Consider the following 21,697-nt stretch of genomic DNA (forward strand, 5'->3'; position numbering starts at 1 on the left):
ACCTCTTAATGTCTGTTACTTGGACTTGCGGCGACGAACGATGAGCTTGTCGGTACGCTTGTTCTTGCGGGTCTTGTGGCCCTTGGTGGGGATACCCCACGGGCTGACCGGATGACGACCACCGCTGGTGCGGCCTTCACCGCCGCCGTGCGGGTGATCCACCGGGTTCATTGCGACACCGCGAACAGTCGGGCGCACCCCTCTCCAACGTTTCGCACCGGCCTTGCCCAATTGACGCAGGCTGTGCTCAGAGTTACCGACTTCGCCCAATGTCGCACGGCACTCGGACAGTACGCGACGCATCTCGCCGGAGCGAAGACGCAGCGTGGCGTAGTTGCCTTCACGGGCGACCAGCTGAGCGCTGGCACCGGCGCTACGAGCAATCTGCGCACCCTTGCCCGGCTTCAATTCGATGCAGTGCACCGTCGAGCCGACCGGGATGTTACGCAGCGGCAGCGCGTTGCCGCGCTTGATGGCGGCGTTGACACCGGACTCCACCACGTCGCCGACCTTGACGGTCTTGGGCGCGATGATGTAACGACGCTCGCCGTCCATGTACTTCAGCAGCGCGATGTTGGCGCTACGGTTCGGATCGTATTCGATGCGCTCGACGGAGGCCTTGATGCCATCCTTGATGCGCTTGAAATCGATCAAACGATAATGCTGACGATGACCACCGCCCACGTGACGCGTGGTGATGCGGCCATTGTTGTTACGCCCACCCGACTTCGACTGCTTCTCGACCAGCGCACCGTAGGCGCGGCCCTTGAAGAGCTCGTCGTTGACGACTTTGACGACGTGACGACGGCCGGCGGAGGTGGGTTTTGTCTTGACTACTGCCATGATCCGTACTCCTGCCTTACTCGGCGCCAGAGAAGTCTTCGAGCGTTTCGCCCGCAGCCAAGGTTACGTACGCCTTGCGGTAACCCTTGCGCAGACCAGTGCCGAAGCGAGTGCGTTTGGTCTTGCCCTTGACGTTGAGCACCTGGACGCCGGCAACTTTCTTGCCGAACAGCGCCTCGACGGCTTTCTTGATCTCAGGCTTGGTCGCGTCCTGGGCCACCCGGAACACGTACTGATTGTTCTCGGCGGCAAGCGCGGCCTTCTCGGTCATGTGAGGTCCGAGCAGAACCTTGTATACGCGTTCCTGGTTCATCCCAGCTTCTCCTCGAATTTACGCAGAGCGGAGACGGTCATCAGCACCTTGTCGAAGGCAATCAGACTGACCGGATCGGCGGCCGCAGCATCGACGACATCGACGTTGGGGATGTTGCGGGCGGCCAGGTAGAGCTTCTCGTCGATATCTTCGGTGACGATCAGCACTTTCTCGAGCTCAAGATCCTTGAGCTTACCGACCAGCTCTTTGGTTCTGGGTGCTTCGACGGCGAACTCTTCGACCAGCACCAGACGGTCCTGACGGATCAGTTCGGACAGGATCGAACGCATGGCCGCACGATACATCTTGCGGTTGACCTTCTGCGTGTAATCCTGCGGACGAGCGGCGAACGTCACACCACCGCTGCGCCAGATCGGCGAACGGATGGTGCCGGCACGCGCGCGGCCGGTGCCTTTCTGGCGCCACGGCTTCTTGCCGCCGCCACGTACGTCGGAGCGGTTCTTCTGAGCACGGGTGCCCTGGCGGCCAGCCGCCAGATAGGCGGTAACGACCTGGTGCACCAACGCTTCGTTGAAGTCTTTGCCGAAGGTCGCTTCGGACACTTCGACGGTGCCAGCGGCACCTACGAGATTCAGATTCATCGGTCTCAGTCCCCTCAGCGAGCTTTCACGGCACTGCGCACAACGACATCACTGCCGGGTGCACCTGGCACGGCGCCCTTGATCAAAAGCAGATTGCGCTCGGTATCGATGCGCACCACTTCCAGCGTCTGGACGGTGACACGCTCGTTACCCATCTGACCGGCCATCTTCTTGCCTTTGAAAACACGACCTGGGGTCTGGCACTGACCGATGGAACCTGGCGCACGGTGAGAAAGCGAGTTGCCGTGGGTATTGTCCTGGGTACGGAAATTCCAGCGCTTGACGGCGCCCTGAAAGCCCTTGCCCTTGGACGTACCGGTCACATCGACTTTCTGACCAGCTTCAAAGAGGGATACGGTGAAGGAACCACCCACTTCCGGAGTCTCATCGTCTTCTGTCAGACGGAACTCCATCAGCGAACGGCCGGCCTCGATACCTGCCTTGGCGTATTGACCAGCAATCGCCTTGGTGAGGTGTTTGGCCTTGCGGGAGCCGGTCGTGACCTGCACCGCACGATAGCCGTCAGACTCGACGGTCTTGACGCTGGCGATGCGGTTGGGCTCAACCTCGATAACGGTTACGGGCACGGAAGCACCGTCTTCGGTGAAAACACGGGTCATGCCCGCCTTTTTACCGACTAAACCGATAGTCATGTTCAGTCTCCTATAGTGTACGGGGCTGTCACCCGCTATGGCTGCCCTTTCCAGAGCATTCCACTAGCACATTGTATGGCGTCTCACGACGCGGCGGTGCTGTTGAACTCAGCGCCCGCTAGTGACTAGTGTTGGTTTCAGTCGAGTTTAATCTGCACGTCTACACCAGCGGCGAGATCGAGCTTCATCAGCGCATCGACGGTCTTTTCCGTCGGCTCGACGATGTCGAGAACGCGCTTGTGCGTGCGAATCTCATACTGATCGCGCGCGTCCTTGTTGACGTGCGGAGAGATCAGGATGGTGTAACGCTCGCGATTCGTCGGCAACGGAATCGGGCCACGCACCTGAGCGCCAGTGCGCTTGGCCGTATCCACGATCTCCTGAGCCGACTGATCGATCAGCCGATGGTCAAACGCTTTCAGCCGAATGCGAATCTTCTGGTTCTGCATTTACCTTATGCTCCACTGGATGCTGACGGCGCGAGCCGTCGACCCACGCGTTCAAAGGACGCGCATTATAGGAGAGCCCCGATCGAGAGTCAAACACCCTCTCTATCGAAGACCGTCAAACCCATACAGAAAAAGGGGCGCGTGAGCGCCCCTTCTTTAACCATCATCGAAACGCTTACTCGATGATCTTGGCTACCACGCCGGCGCCGACGGTACGACCACCTTCGCGAATCGCGAAGCGCAGGCCGTCTTCCATGGCGATCGGAGCGATCAGCGTCACGACCATCTGGACGTTGTCGCCCGGCATGACCATCTCGACGCCTTCCGGCAGTTCACAGGTACCGGTAACGTCGGTGGTACGGAAGTAGAACTGCGGACGGTAGCCCTTGAAGAACGGCGTGTGACGACCGCCTTCTTCCTTGGACAGGACGTAGACTTCGGCTTCGAACTTGGTATGCGGCTTGATGGTGCCCGGCTTGGCCAGAACCTGACCACGCTCGACGTCATCACGCTTGGTACCACGCAGCAGCGCACCCACGTTCTCGCCAGCACGACCTTCGTCGAGAAGCTTACGGAACATTTCGACGCCGGTGACAATCGTCTTGGTGGTGTCATGGATACCGACGATTTCGACTTCGTCGCCAGTCTTGACGATGCCGCGCTCGACACGACCGGTCACAACGGTACCGCGACCCGAGATGGAGAACACGTCTTCGATCGGCATCAGGAACGGCTGATCGATGGCACGCTCCGGCTCCGGAATGTACTCGTCAAGAGACTTGATCAGGTTGGCAACGGCGGTGGTACCCATGCCGTTGTCATCCTTGCCTTCCAGCGCCATCAGTGCAGAACCGATGATGATCGGCGTGTCGTCGCCCGGGAAGTCGTACTCGGCCAGCAGCTCACGAACTTCCATCTCGACCAGCTCGAGCAGCTCTTCGTCATCGACCATGTCGGCCTTGTTCAGGAACACGACGATGTACGGAACACCAACCTGACGCGAAAGCAGGATGTGCTCGCGAGTCTGCGGCATCGGGCCGTCGGCAGCGGAACAGACCAGGATCGCGCCGTCCATCTGGGCAGCACCGGTGATCATGTTCTTGACGTAGTCAGCGTGTCCCGGGCAGTCGACGTGCGCGTAATGGCGAACTTCGGACTGATATTCGACGTGAGCGGTGGCGATGGTGATACCACGCTCGCGCTCTTCCGGAGCGTTGTCGATAGAGTCGAACTGACGCCACTCGCCACCGAAGACTTCGGCGGAAACACGAGTCAGTGCCGCTGTCAGGGTCGTCTTACCATGGTCGACGTGACCGATGGTGCCGACGTTGACGTGCGGTTTGGAGCGTTCAAATTTTTCCTTAGCCACTGCTATAACCTCTTTACGTTAGCTAACGGTTAACCGTTCTGATTGATGACGGCATCAACTACGCTGGATGGCGCCTCTTCGTAATTCGCAAACTCCATGGTGTAGCTTGCGCGTCCCTGGGTCTGAGAACGCAGATCGGTCGCGTAACCGAACATCTCAGCCAACGGAACCGTGGCGCGAATGACCTTGCCAGAAGAGGAGTCATCCATGCCCTGCACAAGGCCACGACGGCGGTTGAGGTCACCCATCACATCACCCATGAAATCCTCAGGGGTAACGACTTCGACCTTCATCACCGGCTCGAGCAACACGGCCTTAGCCTTACGAGCACCTTCTTTGATCGCCATGGAAGAGGCGACCTTGAACGCAGTCTCGTTGGAGTCCACGTCATGATAGGAACCGTCGAACAGCGTCACTTTGACGTCGATCATCGGGTAGCCCGCGATCACGCCGTTCTTGAGCTGTTCGTAAGCCCCTTTTTCGACGGCCGGCACGTACTCTTTCGGTACCGCACCACCGACAATGGCGGACGCGAACTTGAAGGTCATCTCCTCGTCCTCGCCCTTGTCTTCGGCCGTCAGCGGCTCGATGCGCAACCAGACGTGACCGTACTGGCCGCGACCACCTGACTGACGAACGAACTTGCCTTCCTGCTCCACCGACTGGCGGATGGTTTCACGGTAGGCAACCTGCGGCTTGCCGATGTTGGCCTCGACCTTGAACTCGCGACGCATACGGTCGACGAGGATATCGAGGTGCAACTCGCCCATGCCCGAGATGATGGTCTGACCGGTCTCTTCGTCGGTCTGGACACGGAAAGACGGATCTTCCTGTGCCAGCTTACCCAGAGCTACGCCCATCTTTTCCTGGTCCGGCTTGGACTTCGGCTCGACGGCGACGGAGATAACCGGCTCCGGAAACTCCATGCGCTCGAGAACGATCTTGTCGTTCAGGTCGCACAGCGTGTCGCCAGTCGTGACGTCTTTCAGGCCGATACACGCGGCGATGTCGCCGGCGTAGACTTCCTTGATCTCTTCACGCGAGTTGGCGTGCATCTGAACGATACGGCCGACACGCTCTTTCTTCGACTTCACGGAGTTGAAGATGCTGTCGCCGGACTTCAGGACGCCCGAGTAGACGCGCATGAAGGTCAGGGTGCCCACGAACGGGTCGGTCGCGATCTTGAACGCCAGCGCCGAGAACGGTGCACTGTCGTCGGCTTCACGCGTCGCGACGGTACCGTCCTTGTCATCCAGCTCACCTTCGATCGCCTTGACCTCGGTCGGCGACGGCAGGTACTCGATGACGCAGTCCAGGACGGCCTGAACGCCCTTGTTCTTGAACGCCGAACCACAGGTCACGAGAACGATCTCGTTGGCCAGGGTACGCGCCCGCAGACCCGCCTTGATTTCCGCTTCGGAGAGCTCGACCCCTTCGAGGTACTTGTCCATCAGCTCTTCGTTGGCTTCAGCCGCGGCTTCGACCATCTGCTCGCGATACTTCTCGGCGGTTTCCTGCAGGTCGGCCGGAATGTCGACCAACTCGTAGTTCATGCCGAAGTTGTCTTCGTCCCAGAGGATGGCCTTCATCTTGATGAGGTCGACCACGCCCTTGAACTCGTCTTCCGCACCCCAGTTGATCTGGATCGGAACGACGTTGGCACCCAGGCGGTCCTTGAGCTGGTCGATGACCATGAAGTAGTCGGCGCCGGCACGGTCCATCTTGTTGACGAACACCATGCGCGGAACTTCGTACTTGTTGGCCTGACGCCAGACGGTTTCCGTCTGCGGCTGCACACCGGAAGAGCCGCACAGCACGACGACCGCACCATCCAGCACGCGCAGCGAACGCTCGACTTCGATGGTGAAGTCGACGTGTCCCGGCGTATCGATGATGTTGATCCGATGCTCGTCGAACTGCTTGCTCATGCCCTGCCAGAAACAGGTCGTCGCCGCGGAGGTGATCGTGATGCCACGCTCCTGCTCCTGCTCCATCCAGTCCATGACGGCAGCGCCCTCATGAACCTCACCCACCTTGTGGGACAGGCCGGTATAGAACAGAACACGCTCGGTGGTCGTAGTCTTGCCGGCGTCGACGTGGGCAACGATACCGATATTGCGATAACGCTTGAGTGGTGTCTTTCGTGCCACGATGGAAGTCCCCGTTGTTTAGAAGCGGTAGTGGGAGAAGGCCTTGTTGGCATCTGCCATGCGGTGCACGTCTTCACGCTTCTTCACAGCAGCACCCTTGCCTTCTGCGGCGTCCAGCATTTCGCCAGCAAGACGTTGGGCCATGGTCTTTTCGCCGCGGCTACGGGCCGCATCGGCCAGCCAGCGCATGGCCAGCGCGTGACGGCGTGACGGGCGAACTTCCACAGGCACCTGGTAGGTCGCGCCGCCAACGCGGCGAGATTTGACCTCGACCATCGGCTGGATGGCTTCCAGCGCCTTTTCAAAGATGTCCAGCGGCGCTTCGCTACTACGCTCGGCAACCCTGTCCAGCGCACCATAGACGATGCGCTCAGCTACGGACTTCTTGCCGCTGATCATCAGATGGTTCATGAACTTGGCCAGGCGCTCACTTCCGAACTTGGGATCCGGAAGGATCTCGCGCTTAGCGACAACTCTTCTTCTTGGCATGATAAGCCCTCTCGTTAAGGGTCGTTCAGGTAAACCCGGCATGCGCATCGCTGGTTAGCGAAAGCGGCCGACCTTACTCTTATCTGACCGATGATGGATGGTGATAGCGTCCGAAATCAGGACTTGGGACGCTTGGTGCCGTATTTGGAACGGCCCTGCCGACGATTCTGCACACCGGAGGTGTCGAGGGCGCCGCGGACGGTGTGATAACGCACACCCGGCAAATCCTTGACGCGGCCGCCACGAATCAGGACCACGGAGTGTTCCTGCAGGTTGTGGCCTTCACCGCCGATATAAGAACTGACTTCAAAACCGTTGGTCAGACGCACACGACACACCTTACGCAGGGCCGAGTTCGGCTTCTTGGGCGTAGTGGTGTAGACGCGGGTACAGACCCCACGGCGTTGCGGGCAGGCCTGCAGCGCCGGCACGTCGCTGGTGGCGACGGGGCGCTTGCGCGGCTTGCGCACGAGCTGGTTGATCGTTGCCATAGTGTTTAGCTGACTCCAATGGGTTGCCTTGCCTTATGCCCGGGTCTTGGCGCACGGCCTTTGCATCGGCCGGTTGCACTACCCCTGCATAAAGGCTGCGCATTCTAATCAGTTGTCATGAGACCCGTCAAGACCGCTCGCCCCGTGGGACGAGCGGTCCGAGGTCATGACCTAGAGATCGTCGTCATCGGCATCGAGCGCGGTGAGCTGTGCACCCAGCTCCTGCTCGACATCGAATGCCGACGGCTGCAGCGTGCGCCCGGACTCTTCGCGCTTGCGACGCCGCTCGTCGTGATGAGCCAGACCCGTACCCGCCGGAATCAGACGTCCCACCACCACGTTTTCCTTCAGGCCGCGCAAATAATCGCGCTTTCCGGTCACCGCCGCCTCGGTCAGCACCCGCGTCGTCTCCTGGAACGATGCCGCGGAGATGAACGACTCGGTCGCCAACGACGCCTTGGTGATACCCAGCAGCAGACGCTCGTACTTGGCCGGGAATTTCTCGGTCGTCTCGAGACGCGCGTTCTCTTCGAGGACGCGTACCAGTTCGACCTGATCGCCAGGGATAAAGGTGGAATCGCCGGAATCGGTGATCTCGACCTTGCGCAGCATCTGACGCACGATGACTTCGATATGCTTGTCGTTGATGCTCACGCCCTGCAGACGATAGACATCCTGGATCTCGACGGTGATGTACTTGGCCAGCTCCGCCACACCCAGCAGCCGCAGAATATCGTGCGGATTGCTCGGGCCATCGGAGATGACCTCGCCCTTCTCGACCGTCTCGCCTTCGAACACCCCGATCTGACGCCATTTCGGGATCAGCATCTCCAACGGATCACCTTCCTTCGGCGTGATCGTCAGACGACGCTTGCCCTTGGTTTCCTTGCCGAAGCTGATCGTACCGTTGATCTCGGCGAGGATGGACGGCTCCTTCGGCTTGCGCGCCTCGAACAGGTCGGCGACACGCGGCAGACCACCGGTGATGTCCTTGTTACCGGACGCTTCCAGCGGAATACGCGCGATGACCTCGCCCACACCGATCTCGGTACCGTTCTCCGCCGCGACGATGGCACGGCCCGGCAGCAGATACTGCACCGGCGTGTTGGAACCCGGCAGGGTCACGTGCTCGCCGTCTTCGCCCACCAGCATGATCATCGGACGCTTGTCGCGGCCGGAAGCCGGACGGGCAGCCGCCTCGATCACTTCGATGTTCGACAGGCCGGTCATCTCGTCGACCGTGCGCGTCATGGTCAGACCTTCGGTCATGTCCGTGAACTGCGCCTTGCCCTGTACTTCGGCAACGACCGGGTGGGTGTGCGGATCCCACTTCGCCACCACCTGACCGCCTTCGACGTGATCGCCGTCCTTGACCGACAGCTCGGCACCGTAGGGCAGCTTGTAGTACTCGCGCTCGCGGCCGTGGTCGTCGGCGACGGCCAGGGCGCTCGAGCGAGACACCACGATCAGCTTGCCATCGGCACGTTCGACCGACTTGATGTTGTGCAGTCGGACACTGCCGCCATGCTTGACCTGGACGCTGTCGACCGCCGAAGCACGCGAGGCCGCACCACCGATGTGGAACGTACGCATGGTCAGCTGGGTACCCGGCTCACCGATGGACTGGGCAGCAATGACGCCGACCGCTTCCCCGATGTTGACCTGATGCCCGCGGGCAAGATCGCGGCCGTAGCAGGACGAGCAGACGCCGTGAGACGTTTCACAGCTGATCGGGCTACGCACGATGATCTCGTCGACACCCATGGTGTCGAGTTCCTGACACCAGGCTTCGTCGAGCAGCGTCCCTTTGGCGATCAGCACTTCGTCGGTCTGCGGGTCGATGACGTCCTGTGCCACGACTCGGCCCAGTACACGCTGTGCCAGTGACACGATGACGTCGCCGCCTTCGATCACCGGGTGCAGTGTCAGCCCCTTCTCGGTGCCGCAATCTTCTTCGGTGATCACCAGATCCTGGGCCACGTCGACCAGACGGCGCGTCAGGTAACCGGAGTTGGCGGTCTTGAGTGCCGTGTCCGCCAGACCCTTACGCGCGCCGTGCGTGGAGATGAAGTACTGGAGTACGTTCAAACCTTCACGGAAGTTGGCGGTGATCGGCGTCTCGATGATCGAGCCGTCCGGCTTCGCCATCAGGCCTCGCATACCGGCCAGCTGACGAATCTGGGCCGCACTACCACGGGCACCGGAGTCGGCCATGATGAAGACGCTGTTGAACGAGTCCTGTTCGACTTCGTTGCCGTCGCGATCGGTCACGGTCTCTTTCGAGATCACGGCCATCATCGCCTTGGCGACCTTGTCGTTGGCCTTGGACCAGATATCGATGACCTTGTTGTACTTCTCGCCCGCGGTCACCAGACCGGAGGAGAACTGGTCTTCGATCTCCTTGACCTCGTCCTCGGCCGCATCGACGATCTCGGCCTTGGCATCCGGAATGACGAAGTCGTTGACGCCGATGGAGGCGCCGGACCACGTCGCCAGACGGAAACCGGTGTACATCAGCTGGTCGGCAAAGATGACCGCGTCTTTCAACCCGGTACGCCGGTAGACCTCGTTGATCAGCCCGGAGATCGCCTTCTTCTTCATCGGACGGTCGACGAGCTCGAACGGCATCCCCTTCGGCAGGATACGGAACAGCAGTGCACGGCCGACGGTGGTGTCCTTGATCGAGGTGGTTTCGGTCAGTTCGGTGACCTCGCCATCTTTCTCGTCGGACAGCCACTCGGTCAGACGCACCCTGACCCGAGCGTGCATCGAGACGTTGTGGGTCGCGAAAGCACGATCCAGCTCGTTGAGGTTGGCAAATACCTTGCCTTCGCCCTTGGCGTTGATGCGCTCGCGGGTCATGTAATAGAGGCCGAGCACGACGTCCTGGGACGGCACGATGATCGGCTCACCGTTGGCCGGCGACAGCACGTTGTTGGTCGACATCATCAGCGCACGCGCTTCGAGCTGGGATTCCAGCGTCAGCGGCACGTGAACGGCCATCTGGTCACCGTCGAAGTCGGCGTTGTAGGCCGCACAGACCAGCGGGTGCAGCTGAATCGCCTTGCCTTCGATCAGCAGCGGCTCGAACGCCTGGATGCCGAGACGGTGCAGCGTCGGCGCCCGGTTGAGCAGGACCGGGTGCTCGCGGATGACGTCGGCGAGGATGTCCCACACTTCCGGCAGCTCGCGCTCGACCATCTTCTTGGCGGCCTTGATCGTGGACGCCTGCCCGCTGCCCTGCAGCTTGGAATAGATGAACGGCTTGAACAGCTCGAGTGCCATCTTCTTGGGCAGACCGCACTGATGCAGACGCAGGGTCGGACCGACGGTGATGACGGAACGGCCTGAGTAGTCGACACGCTTGCCCAGCAGGTTCTGACGGAAACGCCCCTGCTTGCCCTTGATCATGTCGGCCAGCGACTTCAGCGGACGCTTGTTGGAGCCGGTGATGGCACGACCGCGACGGCCGTTGTCGAGCAGCGCATCGACCGATTCCTGCAGCATGCGCTTCTCGTTACGCACGATGATATCCGGCGCATTGAGATCGAGCAGGCGCTTGAGGCGGTTGTTGCGGTTGATCACGCGACGATACAGATCGTTGAGATCCGAGGTCGCGAAACGGCCGCCGTCCAGCGGGACCAGCGGACGCAGATCCGGCGGCAGCACCGGCAGCACTTCCATGACCATCCAGGCCGGCGCGTTGCCGGACTTGTAGAAGGCTTCCAGCAGCTTGAGGCGCTTGGAAAGCTTCTTGATCTTGGTCTCGGAGTTGGTCTGCGGAATCTCCTCGCGAAGACGATCGATCTCTTCTTCCAGATCGATGTCCTTGAGCAGTGCCTGAACGGCTTCGGCGCCCATGCGAGCATCGAAATCGTCGCCGAACTCTTCGAGCGCCTCGAAATACTGCTCGTCGTTGAGCAGCTGACCGCGCTCGAGCGTGGTCATGCCCGGATCGATCACGACGAACGATTCGAAATAGAGCACGCGCTCGATGTCACGCAGGGTCATGTCCAGGAACATGCCGATGCGTGACGGCAGCGACTTCAGAAACCAGATGTGGGCGACCGGCGAGGCCAGCTCGATATGACCCATGCGCTCGCGGCGAACCGCGGCCTTGGTCACTTCGACGCCGCACTTCTCGCAGATGATGCCGCGATGTTTCATGCGCTTGTACTTGCCGCACAAGCACTCGTAATCCTTGACCGGCCCGAAGATCTTGGCGCAGAAAAGCCCGTCGCGTTCAGGCTTGAACGTACGGTAGTTGATGGTCTCCGGCTTCTTGACTTCGCCGTATGACCAGGAGCGAATCATTTCCGGCGAGGCAAGCGTGATCTTGATCGCCTCGAACTCGTCAGATTGCGCCTGTGACTTGAGGACTTTCACCAAATCTTTCATGGGATCGCTCCGTTGCGGAGTTGTCATGAGCGGGGCCGCGAATCACTCGCTCGCCCCGCAAACCGTCGCTATCGATCGACTGTGCCGGTCTTAGCTTTCCAATTCGATATCGATACCCAGCGAGCGGATTTCCTTCACCAGCACATTGAAGGATTCCGGCATACCGGCCTGCATGGTGTGGTCGCCATCCACGATGCTCTTGTACATCTTGGTACGACCTTCGACGTCATCCGATTTCACGGTGAGCATCTCCTGCAGGGTGTAGGCGGCGCCGTACGCCTCGAGTGCCCACACTTCCATCTCACCGAAGCGCTGACCGCCGAACTGCGCCTTGCCACCCAGCGGCTGCTGCGTGACCAGCGAGTAGGAACCGGTGGAGCGCGCGTGCATCTTGTCGTCGACCAGGTGGTTGAGCTTCAGCATGTACATGTAGCCCACGGTCACCGGACGATCGAACGACTCACCGGTACGCCCGTCGTAGAGCGTCATCTGACCGGATTCCGGCAGATCGGCAAGCTTCAGCAGATGCTTGATCTCGTGCTCCTTGGCACCGTCGAACACCGGCGTCGCGATCGGCACGCCACCGCGCAGGTTCTTGGCCAGGGTGATGATCTCGTCGTCGGTCAGAGAGTCGATATCTTCCTGACGCGCACCCTCAGTGTTGTAGACCTGCTTGAGAAACTCGCGGATCTCGCCGACCTGCTGCTCGCGGGCATCACGCAACATCCGGTCGATCTTGACGCCGAGACCGTGAGCCGCCATGCCCAGGTGAGTCTCGAGAATCTGACCGACGTTCATGCGTGAAGGCACGCCCAACGGGTTGAGCACCACGTCGACCGGCTGACCGTTGTCGTCGAACGGCATGTCCTCGATCGGCATGATCGCGGAGATGACACCCTTGTTACCGTGACGACCGGCCATCTTGTCGCCCGGCTGGATGCGACGCTTGACCGCCAGGTAGACCTTGACGATCTTGAGCACGCCCGGCGCGAGGTCGTCGCCCTGGGTCAGCTTGCGTTTCTTGTCTTCGAAACGCTCGTCCATCTCCTTGCGACGATTTTCCAGCTGTTCGTCGGCCTGGGCCAGCAGCTCGTTGAGGGTCTCGTTCTGCATGCGCAGCTTGAACCACTGCTGACGCGGCAGCTCATCGAGATAGTCCTTGCTGAGCACGTCGCCTTTCTTCAGCGTCGGGCCACCGTTGACAGCTTCGCCTTCCAGCGTGCGCTGGAGACGCTCGAACGTGGCGTCTTCGGCGATACGGTAGGTCTCCTGAAGGTCCTTGCGCACTTCGTCGAGCTGCTGCTGCTCGATGGACAGTGCTCGGGAATCCTTCTCGACGCCGTCGCGGGTGAACACCTGGACGTCGATGACGGTACCGCGCATGCCGGTCGGCGCACGCAGCGAGGTGTCCTTAACGTCGGACGCCTTCTCACCGAAGATCGCACGCAGGAGCTTTTCCTCCGGCGTCAGCTGGGTCTCGCCCTTGGGCGTGACCTTGCCGACCAGAATGTCGCCGGCGCCGACTTCGGCACCGATATAGACAACCCCGGCTTCATCCAGCTTGCCCAGCGCCGACTCGCCCACGTTGGGAATGTCGGAGGTGATTTCCTCAGCGCCCAGCTTGGTATCGCGAGAGACGCAGGTCAGTTCCTGGATGTGGATCGTGGTGAAACGATCGTCCTCGACCACGCGCTCGGAGACGAGGATGGAATCCTCGAAGTTGTAGCCGTTCCACGGCATGAACGCGAGACGCATGTTCTGGCCCAGCGCCAGGTCACCCATGTCGACGGACGGGCCGTCGGCGAGGATATCGCCACGCGCGACCTCGTCGCCCGGGCGCACGATCGGACGCTGGTTCTGGCAGGTGTTCTGGTTCGAGCGCACGTACTTGGTCAGGTTGTAGATGTCGACCCCGGCTTCACCGCCGATGATCTCATCTTCGCTGACACGCACAACGACACGCTTGGCATCGACCGAGTCGATCACGCCACCGCGACGGGCCACGGCGCAGACGCCGGAGTCACGGGCGACGAAGCGCTCCATGCCGGTACCCACCAGCGGCTTGTCGGCACGCAGGGTCGGCACTGCCTGACGCTGCATGTTCGAGCCCATCAGGGCGCGGTTAGCGTCATCGTGCTCGAGGAACGGAATCAGCGCGGCGGCCACGGAAACGACCTGGCGCGGCGACACGTCCATCAACGTGACCTTGTCCGGCGCCATAAAGGTGGTTTCACCCTTGTGACGGACCTGGACGAGATCGTCGATCAGCTTATTGCCTTCATCGACCGTCGCCGAAGCCTGGGCAATGATGAAGTCGCCCTCTTCGATCGCCGACAGATGCACGATCTCGTCGGTCAGCTGACGATCCACGACCTTACGGTACGGCGTCTCGAGGAAACCGTAGCTGTTGGTCTTGGAATAGGTCGCCAACGAGTTGATCAGACCGATGTTCGGACCTTCCGGCGTCTCGATCGGGCACAGGCGACCGTAGTGCGTGGCGTGAACGTCGCGCACTTCGAAGCCGGCACGCTCGCGGGTCAGACCACCCGGCCCGAGCGCGGAAACACGACGCTTGTGCGTGACCTCGGAGAGCGGGTTGTTCTGGTCCATGAACTGGGACAGCTGCGAAGAACCGAAGAACTCCTTCACCGCCGCCGCCACCGGCTTGGCGTTGATCAGATCCTGCGGCATCAGGCCTTCGCTCTCCGCCATGGAGAGACGCTCCTTGACCGCACGCTCGACGCGCACCAGGCCGACGCGGAACTGGTTCTCGGCCATTTCGCCGACACAACGGATGCGGCGGTTGCCCAGGTGATCGATATCGTCGACTTCACCGAAGCCGTTACGAATGCTGATCAACTCTTTCAGGACATCGAGAATGTCCTGGTTGGCAAGCACGCCGGATCCGGTATCGCCTTCACGACGCAGACGACGGTTGAACTTCATTCGACCGACGCCCGACAGGTCGTAGCGGTCTTCGGAGAAGAACAGGTTGTGGAACAGCGTCTCGGCCGCTTCCTTGGTCGGCGGCTCGCCGGGACGCATCATGCGATAGATCTCGACCAGCGCTTCCAGTGCGGAGCGGGTGGTATCCACCTTCAGCGTATCGGAGATGAACGAGCCGGCGTCGAGATCGTTGGTGTAGAGCGTTTCCAACTGGGTAACACCGCCCTGTCCCAGCTTCTCGAGCAGTTCCGGCGTCAGTTCGGTGTTGCATTCGCAGATCAGTTCGCCGGTCTTGGTGTCGACCTGATCCTTGGCCAGCGTCTTGCCGAACAGATAGTCCATCGGCACCTGAAGACGCTCGAGCCCGGCCTTTTCCAGCTGGCGAATATGCTTCTGGGTAACACGACGACCTTCTTCGACGATGACGTTACCGTCGCCGTCCTTGATCTCGAACGTCGCGGTTTCACCACGCAGGCGCGACGGCACCAGCTCCACGTAGACGCCATCCGCCTCGATGTGGAACGTGCTGGTGTCGAAGAAAGTCTCGAGGATCTGCTCGGCATTCATGCCCAGCGCGCGCATCAGGACGGTGGCCGGCAACTTGCGGCGACGGTCGATACGCACGAAGACGTTGTCTTTCGGATCGAACTCGAAATCCAGCCAGGAGCCGCGGTAAGGAATGATCCGCGCGGAATAAAGCAGCTTCCCGGAGGAGTGGCTCTTGCCCTTGTCGTGATCGAAGAACACGCCCGGCGAGCGGTGAAGCTGGGAGACGATGACGCGCTCGGTACCGTTGACGACGAAGGTACCGTTCTCGGTCATCAGGGGGATTTCCCCCATGTAGACTTCCTGCTCCTTGATGTCCTTGATGGCCTTGTTCGACGACTCTTTGTCGTAGATGATCAGGCGCACCTTGACGCGCAGCGGTGCCGAATAGGTCACCCCGCGAAGCTGGCACTCCTTGACGTCGAAGCCCGGTGTGCCAAAGCGATAACTGACATACTCGAGCGCCGCGTTGCCTGAAAAACTCTCGATCGGGAATACGGACTTGAAGGCCGCATTGAGACCGGTCTCGAGACGCTCTTCCGGCGCCCGGTCCTGCTGGAGAAAGTCGTAATAGGAATCAAGCTGGATGGCCAGCAGGTAGGGCACATCCATTACTTGAGGCAGTTTGCCGAAATCCTTGCGGATGCGTTTTTTCTCAGTGTATGAGTAAGCCATCTGTATTCCCCAGCTTGTTCACCATGGGTGACCGGTGCGTGTTCGGCGCTCCCTAGCGGGGCTGACCCCGTTAGGCGCTGACGGCAAGCCTCCCGAATGAGGGAGCTCGCCGTCGGAATTCGTCTAGTGGCTACAATCCTGATCTTGGGGAAGCCCCTCGATCAGGCGTACTAACGCCAGGCTAGCAAAAACAGAAAAAGGCCGGCAGCGGGCATGCCCGCCACCAGCCGTGGCGCTTACACAGCGCGTGAAGCCTTGAGCACGGAGTTACTTGAGCTCCACAGAGGCGCCGGCTTCTTCCAGTTTCTTCTTGGCTTCTTCAGCGTCGTCCTTGGACAGACCTTCCTTGATAGTCGCCGGTGCGCCGTCGACGGCACCCTTGGCTTCTTTCAGGCCCAGACCGGTGATTTCGCGGACGACCTTGATGACGTTGACTTTCTTGTCACCGGCAGCGGTCAGAACCACGGAGAACTCGGTCTGCTCTTCTTCAGCAGCCGCATCACCGCCACCCGGGCCAGCGACAACGGCAGCAGCGGCAGAAACGCCGAATTTTTCTTCCATTGCAGAAACCAGTTCCGCAACTTCCATCACGGACATTTCGGCAACAGCGTTGATGATGTCTTCTTGAGAAAGTGCCATGTTTCAGATTCCTAAACTTTGCGGAGCCCCAGCCGGCGTCGGCCAAGTGCTCGTTGATTCAATAGTCGACTCAGTCTGCGCGAGCAGGCCACCTATCAGGCGGCTTCTTCCTGCTTTTGATCGCGAACAGCTGCAAGAGTACGAACCAGCTTGCCGGCAGAAGCTTCCTTCATGACGGACATCAGCTTGGCAATCGCTTCATCGTAAGTCGGCAACGTCGCCAGACGGTCGATATCAGCAGCCGGGATCATCTCCCCTTCGTAAGCCAGCGCCTTGACTTCAAATTCCTTCTGCGACTTACCGAACTCCTTGAACAGCCGCGCCGCAGCGCCGGGATGTTCGTAGGAGAAGGCCAGCAGCGTGGGGCCTGAGAAAGTCTCGTTCAGGCACTCCCATGAAGTCCCTGACAGCGCGCGACGTGCCAGCGTGTTGCGGACAACACGAATCTGGACGCCATTCTCGCGAGCCTGTTTGCGCAAGTTGGTCATTGCGCTAACGGTCACACCGCGAGAGTCGGCAACTACGACGGAAAGAGCGTCCTTAGCGGCTTCACTGACCTCGGCAACAATTGCTTTCTTGCCTTCGAGTGCTAGTGGCACAGTGGTTACTCCTTCATGCCGGGGGCGACAATGTCGCGACCCGGTGGTTACCATCTCTTCCGCCTTGCCTCGGCGAAAGTCTTGGACGATGGCTGCACACCTGAATCGGCGAGCAACACCATCTGCGCAGGCATCCCTTGAGGACGAACCCCAGGAAGATTAAGCCGGCTCGACTGCCGACACCTGCGGTCTTTGACGGTGCCCCGCCCCACCCCGCCGAAACAGCCCTGGAGCTGTGACAACGGTGCACGGGGACCGCAAAGTTACTGCCTGGTGATCACCGATCACGCGTAAGCGCTGTGATCGACGGTCAGACCCGGGCCCATGGTGCTGGACAGGGTCACTTTCTTGAGATAGATGCCCTTGGAAGTACTCGGCTTGAGGCGCTTGAGGTCGTTGACCAGCGCTTCGAGATTGCCCTTGAGTGCTTCGGCCGGAAAATCCACCTTGCCGATAGAGGCATGAATGATGCCGTTCTTGTCGGTACGGAAACGGACCTGGCCCGCCTTGGCGTTCTTGACCGCAGTCGCCACGTCGGGCGTCACGGTGCCGACTTTCGGGTTCGGCATCAGGCCACGCGGGCCGAGAATCTGACCCAGCTGACCAACGACGCGCATGGCGTCCGGCGCTGCGACGACAACGTCAAAGTTCATGTTGCCTTTCTTGACGTCGTCGGCGAGGTCTTCCATACCCACGATATCGGCGCCAGCTTCTTTGGCCGCTTCCGCTGCGGCGCCCTGGGCAAATACGGCGACGCGGACGTCACGACCGGTACCATTCGGCAGCACGGTAGCGCCACGTACGACCTGGTCGGATTTACGCGGATCGACACCCAAGTTGATGGAAACTTCGACAGCTTCCTTGAACTTGACGGTCGACACTTCAGACAGCAGCGCGACGGCTTCTTCCAGCGAGTAGACCTTACCCAGCTCGACCTTCTCGCGAATCATCTGAGCGCGTTTTGTCAGTTTTGCCATGATCAGAGGCCCTCCACGTTGAGGCCCATGCTGCGGGCGCTGCCAGCAATGGTGCGAACGGCGGCGTCGAGATCGGCAGCCGTCAGATCCGGCTCTTTGGCCTTGGCGATATCTTCGAGCTGCTCACGAGTCACGGTGCCGACCTTGGTCTTGTTCGGCACGCCGGAACCGGATTTAATACCCGCGGCTTTCTTCAGCAGCACGGCGGCCGGCGGCGTCTTGGTGACAAAGGTAAAGCTGCGGTCGCTATAAACCGTGATCACGACCGGCGTCGGCAAGCCCGGCTCGATCTCTTGGGTCGCGGCATTGAACGACTTGCAGAATTCCATGATATTGACGCCATGCTGACCCAGCGCAGGGCCCACGGGCGGACTCGGATTGGCCTTACCAGCTGCGACCTGCAGCTTGATGTAGGCCTGAACTTTCTTAGCCATGATTTACTCCCTTCGGGTACGAACGCCTTGCGGCTCCCCGGTTGATTGGCAAACTGCCAACGTTAACATCGCGACACCCTCGGGCGTCGCGGTGACTCGATTCTGGACGACGCTCAGTCCTTGACCACCTGGGCAAATTCGAGCTCGACCGGCGTCGAGCGCCCGAAGATCAGCACACTGACCTGCAAGCGGCTCTTCTCGTAATTGACTTCTTCCACGACGCCGTTGAAATCGGCAAACGGACCGTCGACGACGCGAACGGCTTCGCCCGGCTCGAAGAGAGTCTTGGGACGCGGCTTGTCGGTACCATCCTGCACACGGCGCAGGATCGCATCGGCTTCTTTCTGGGTGATCGCAGCTGGCTTCTCCGGCGTTCCGCCGATGAAACCCATCACGCGCGGGGTCTCTTTGACCAAGTGCCAGGTCTGTTCGTTCATTTCCATCTCGACCAGCACGTAGCCGGGATAGAACTTGCGCTCGCTCTTGCGACGCTTGCCGTCACGCATTTCGACGACTTCCTCGGTCGGAACCAGGATGTCACCGAACTGATCTTCGACACCGTATAGCTTGACGCGCTCGAGCAGCGAACGCATCACCTGCTTTTCAAAGCCGGAATAAGCGTGAACGACATACCAACGCTTGGACATGAAAACTCCTAGCCAATGATTCCGGACATCGCCCAACCAAGGACGGTATCGATAAGCCACAGCAACAGACCCACAACCAGAACGGCCGCCAACACGATCAGCGTCGTTTGAATGGTTTCCTGTCGAGTCGGCCAGACGACGCGCTGAATTTCGCGCTTGGATCCGCGCGCGAGCTCCATCAACGCCTGCCCTTTTGCCGTGGTCAACGCGATGGCGGCGGCGATACCACAGAGGACGACGACGCCCAGCACGCGATACAGCAGAGCCTGATCCGCGAACCAGGCGTTACCGCCGATCGCGACTGCCAGCAGCAACACCACGACGATCCACTTGGGGGTATCGTAGCGTGACTCCTGCACCTCGGCGTTGTGCTTCATGAAAACTCCTCAACTCAAGGCGCGGTAACCAAACAAGACAAGATAGCAATACAAGCCAGCCTGGGGAAGACTGGCAGGCCAGGAGGGAATCGAACCCCCAACCTGCGGTTTTGGAGACCGCTGCTCTGCCAATTGAGCTACTGGCCTGCAACTACACATCCGAGAAGCACCCGGAAATTAGGAGGGCGCTATGATAGCGAAGAGATACCGGAAAAAGCAATCCCATCCGGCATTTTTTCTTTTACCACCAAAAAAGCGAGCCAACGCTCGCTTTCCACGCATCAAGTTCGATGACTGAAAATGGAGCTCATGGACGGAATTGAACCGTCGACCTCACCCTTACCAAGGGTGTGCTCTACCCCTGAGCTACATGAGCCTGCACATCACCACATCGATGGAGCGGGTAGTGGGAATCGAACCCACACCATCAGCTTGGAAGGCTGAGGTTCTACCATTGAACTATACCCGCCTACCCGCTCTGACTCCGGCTTGCCGAAGCAGACCGTTACAACTCTTCTTTACGAAAACCGGGGTTTTCATCAAAATCTGGTGGAGAGGGAAGGATTCGAACCTTCGAAGCTTTCGCGGCAGATTTACAGTCTGCTCCCTTTGGCCACTCGGGAACCTCTCCATACCGGCGGCAGATTTTACACTGCCACACATTGATGTCAAGCCTCTGTTTTTACTCAACTTACAGAACTATCGACCAATGGCCTTGCGCTCAAAGCGGGGCGCATTGTTTCAAAGCAGGCCTATAAATGCAAGTCTAAAAACAGATTTCCTCCATCGCCTGACCATGTGCACTCCTCGTCAGGCTGGCCCTTACACCGGGCGGACGCTGATCTCACCGCCCGTCAACGCATGCTCACCGCTTGCAGTCTCCACTCTCAAATTACCATTCTTGTCGACGTCGTTCGCCCTGGCCGCATAAGAAGTGTTGCCCTGATGGATTCGAATCGATCGCCCGGCATAGGCATGTCGGGCGTTCCATCGATCCCGCCAGGCGCTGAAACCATGCTGTTCGAACAACGGCAGCATCGTCAGTAACGATTCGATCAACGAGGCTGCCAGCGCGTTTCGGGAGACACCTTCGACAACTTCCGAGAGCGCGGCGATAGGTTGCCCTGCCGCCTGGCGAACGGCTTCATCGAGAAAGACATTCACGCCAATGCCAATGACCACCTCGCAGGGCCCTTCGACATCCCCCGTCACCTCGAGCAGAATGCCTGCGAGCTTACGCCAGTCGCCGTCAACGAGCAGCAGCACGTCATTAGGCCATTTCAGGGCGACTTCACCCCCCATGGCCTCGATGACCTCGGCCAACACCACGCCGACCGCGAGGCTCAGCCCCTCGAGCGCAGCCACGCCCGCCTCGAACCGCCAACCCAGAGAAAGAATCAGGCTTCCGCCCCAGCTGGTGCTCCAGACCTTTCCTCGTCGTCCTCGTCCTGCCGTCTGGCTTTCGGCCAGACAGACTTCCCCGTGCCCCGCACCGTGCCGAAAGCGATCGCGCAGGAAGGTATTGGTGGAATCCAGCACATCCTCTACATAAAGGCGCTTGAGGTGGTGGCGGGGTCCGGCAGAGAGCTGTGAGACGATACCTGCCCCATCCAGAGATTCCAACGCGTTGACCAGCCGATAGCCGCGCCCCTTGACCGCCTCTAGCGGTAGCCCCATCGCTTCCAGCTTCTTGAGCTGCTTCCAGACTGCGGTACGTGTCACGCCCAGGTGCTGGCCCAGCTGCTGACCGGAGTGGTAATTGCCGTCGCCGAGCAAACGAATCAGGTCACCGATACTCATCTAGGAACGCCTGCCAATAAAAGCCACATTCTAGCGAAATCCCGCCTGCCTCGTAACTTCGCGAGCTACCGCCACGCTCGACGCCATGAACGCCATACTCTGTTCTACATTACGACCTGGATGGCGCTTGGTGTAAGGAGCGATCCCGCCGACTCACTCGAGAGCTTTCATCAGCCATAAAAAAACCCCGGCCTGTTGGCTGGGGTTTGGGATAGATGCCTGACGATGATCTGGCCGGCACACCGGGACTCTTCATGGGGAGCCCCTAAACTCATGGAGAGAACCCTAAACGAATGAACC

At 60.0% G+C, this 21,697-nt stretch carries 18 protein-coding genes and 4 tRNA genes; all 22 read right to left on the reverse strand.

Annotation, left to right across the window (positions count from 1 at the left end; genetic code table 11):
* Positions 1 to 15: 15 nt before the first annotated feature.
* Positions 16 to 843 carry a 50S ribosomal protein L2 gene (gene rplB / locus BTW08_RS16900; RefSeq protein ID WP_075563681.1) on the reverse strand — a complete coding sequence of 276 codons (828 nt, stop codon included), beginning with the start codon at positions 841 to 843 and terminating at the stop codon, positions 16 to 18.
* A 16-nt stretch (positions 844 to 859) separates the two neighbouring features.
* Positions 860 to 1,156: a 50S ribosomal protein L23 gene (gene rplW / locus BTW08_RS16905; RefSeq protein WP_075563682.1), complete on the reverse strand. Its 297-nt coding sequence runs from the start codon at positions 1,154 to 1,156 to the stop codon at positions 860 to 862.
* A complete protein-coding gene (gene rplD, locus BTW08_RS16910; RefSeq protein WP_075563683.1) occupies positions 1,153 to 1,758 on the reverse strand; it encodes a 50S ribosomal protein L4 in 606 nt (201 codons plus the stop codon). Before rplD ends, rplW begins: the two co-directional genes overlap by 4 nt.
* 14 nt (positions 1,759 to 1,772) lie before the next feature.
* Positions 1,773 to 2,411, reverse strand: coding sequence for a 50S ribosomal protein L3 (gene rplC / locus BTW08_RS16915; RefSeq protein WP_075563684.1), 639 nt, complete (start codon positions 2,409 to 2,411; stop codon positions 1,773 to 1,775).
* A 137-nt stretch (positions 2,412 to 2,548) separates the two neighbouring features.
* Positions 2,549 to 2,860 (reverse strand): 30S ribosomal protein S10, encoded by a 312-nt coding sequence (gene rpsJ, locus BTW08_RS16920; RefSeq protein WP_035470365.1) that lies wholly within the window; start codon positions 2,858 to 2,860, stop codon positions 2,549 to 2,551.
* Between the two features lie 175 nt (positions 2,861 to 3,035).
* Positions 3,036 to 4,229 carry an elongation factor Tu gene (gene tuf, locus BTW08_RS16925; RefSeq protein ID WP_075563685.1) on the reverse strand — a complete coding sequence of 398 codons (1,194 nt, stop codon included), beginning with the start codon at positions 4,227 to 4,229 and terminating at the stop codon, positions 3,036 to 3,038.
* 29 nt (positions 4,230 to 4,258) lie between these two features.
* Complete coding sequence (gene fusA, locus BTW08_RS16930) at positions 4,259 to 6,379, reverse strand: elongation factor G (RefSeq protein ID WP_075563686.1); 2,121 nt, start codon at positions 6,377 to 6,379, stop codon at positions 4,259 to 4,261.
* A gap of 18 nt (positions 6,380 to 6,397) precedes the next feature.
* Entirely contained in the window at positions 6,398 to 6,868 is a 471-nt protein-coding gene (gene rpsG / locus BTW08_RS16935; RefSeq protein WP_075563687.1) for a 30S ribosomal protein S7, read from the reverse strand.
* 116 nt (positions 6,869 to 6,984) lie between these two features.
* A complete protein-coding gene (rpsL, locus tag BTW08_RS16940) occupies positions 6,985 to 7,359 on the reverse strand; it encodes a 30S ribosomal protein S12 (RefSeq protein WP_075563688.1) in 375 nt (124 codons plus the stop codon).
* Positions 7,360 to 7,530: 171 nt separating this feature from the next.
* Complete coding sequence (rpoC, locus tag BTW08_RS16945; RefSeq protein ID WP_075563689.1) at positions 7,531 to 11,757, reverse strand: DNA-directed RNA polymerase subunit beta'; 4,227 nt, start codon at positions 11,755 to 11,757, stop codon at positions 7,531 to 7,533.
* 90 nt (positions 11,758 to 11,847) lie between these two features.
* Complete coding sequence (gene rpoB, locus BTW08_RS16950; RefSeq protein ID WP_075563690.1) at positions 11,848 to 15,924, reverse strand: DNA-directed RNA polymerase subunit beta; 4,077 nt, start codon at positions 15,922 to 15,924, stop codon at positions 11,848 to 11,850.
* Positions 15,925 to 16,191: 267 nt separating this feature from the next.
* Positions 16,192 to 16,563 carry a 50S ribosomal protein L7/L12 gene (gene rplL / locus BTW08_RS16955; RefSeq protein ID WP_075563691.1) on the reverse strand — a complete coding sequence of 124 codons (372 nt, stop codon included), beginning with the start codon at positions 16,561 to 16,563 and terminating at the stop codon, positions 16,192 to 16,194.
* A gap of 95 nt (positions 16,564 to 16,658) precedes the next feature.
* Entirely contained in the window at positions 16,659 to 17,162 is a 504-nt protein-coding gene (gene rplJ / locus BTW08_RS16960; RefSeq protein WP_075563692.1) for a 50S ribosomal protein L10, read from the reverse strand.
* 284 nt (positions 17,163 to 17,446) lie between these two features.
* Positions 17,447 to 18,139 (reverse strand): 50S ribosomal protein L1, encoded by a 693-nt coding sequence (gene rplA, locus BTW08_RS16965; RefSeq protein WP_075563693.1) that lies wholly within the window; start codon positions 18,137 to 18,139, stop codon positions 17,447 to 17,449.
* Between the two features lie 2 nt (positions 18,140 to 18,141).
* Positions 18,142 to 18,573, reverse strand: coding sequence for a 50S ribosomal protein L11 (gene rplK, locus BTW08_RS16970; protein ID WP_075563694.1), 432 nt, complete (start codon positions 18,571 to 18,573; stop codon positions 18,142 to 18,144).
* Between the two features lie 113 nt (positions 18,574 to 18,686).
* The gene (gene nusG, locus BTW08_RS16975; RefSeq protein WP_075563695.1) at positions 18,687 to 19,220 is read right to left on the reverse strand and encodes a transcription termination/antitermination protein NusG; all 534 of its coding nucleotides are present in this window, start codon (positions 19,218 to 19,220) and stop codon (positions 18,687 to 18,689) included.
* Between the two features lie 8 nt (positions 19,221 to 19,228).
* The gene (secE, locus tag BTW08_RS16980; protein WP_075563696.1) at positions 19,229 to 19,597 is read right to left on the reverse strand and encodes a preprotein translocase subunit SecE; all 369 of its coding nucleotides are present in this window, start codon (positions 19,595 to 19,597) and stop codon (positions 19,229 to 19,231) included.
* 71 nt (positions 19,598 to 19,668) lie between these two features.
* Positions 19,669 to 19,744, reverse strand: a tRNA-Trp gene (locus BTW08_RS16985).
* 154 nt (positions 19,745 to 19,898) lie between these two features.
* Positions 19,899 to 19,973, reverse strand: a tRNA-Thr gene (locus BTW08_RS16990).
* 19 nt (positions 19,974 to 19,992) lie between these two features.
* A tRNA-Gly gene (locus BTW08_RS16995) sits at positions 19,993 to 20,066 on the reverse strand.
* A 78-nt stretch (positions 20,067 to 20,144) separates the two neighbouring features.
* Positions 20,145 to 20,228 (reverse strand) — tRNA-Tyr (locus BTW08_RS17000).
* Positions 20,229 to 20,419: 191 nt separating this feature from the next.
* Complete coding sequence (locus BTW08_RS17005; RefSeq protein ID WP_075563697.1) at positions 20,420 to 21,397, reverse strand: biotin--[acetyl-CoA-carboxylase] ligase; 978 nt, start codon at positions 21,395 to 21,397, stop codon at positions 20,420 to 20,422.
* Between the last annotated feature and the right edge of the window lie 300 nt (positions 21,398 to 21,697).

Source organism: Salinicola sp. MH3R3-1 (assembly GCF_001937155.1).
Taxonomy (GTDB): domain Bacteria; phylum Pseudomonadota; class Gammaproteobacteria; order Pseudomonadales; family Halomonadaceae; genus Salinicola; species Salinicola halophyticus.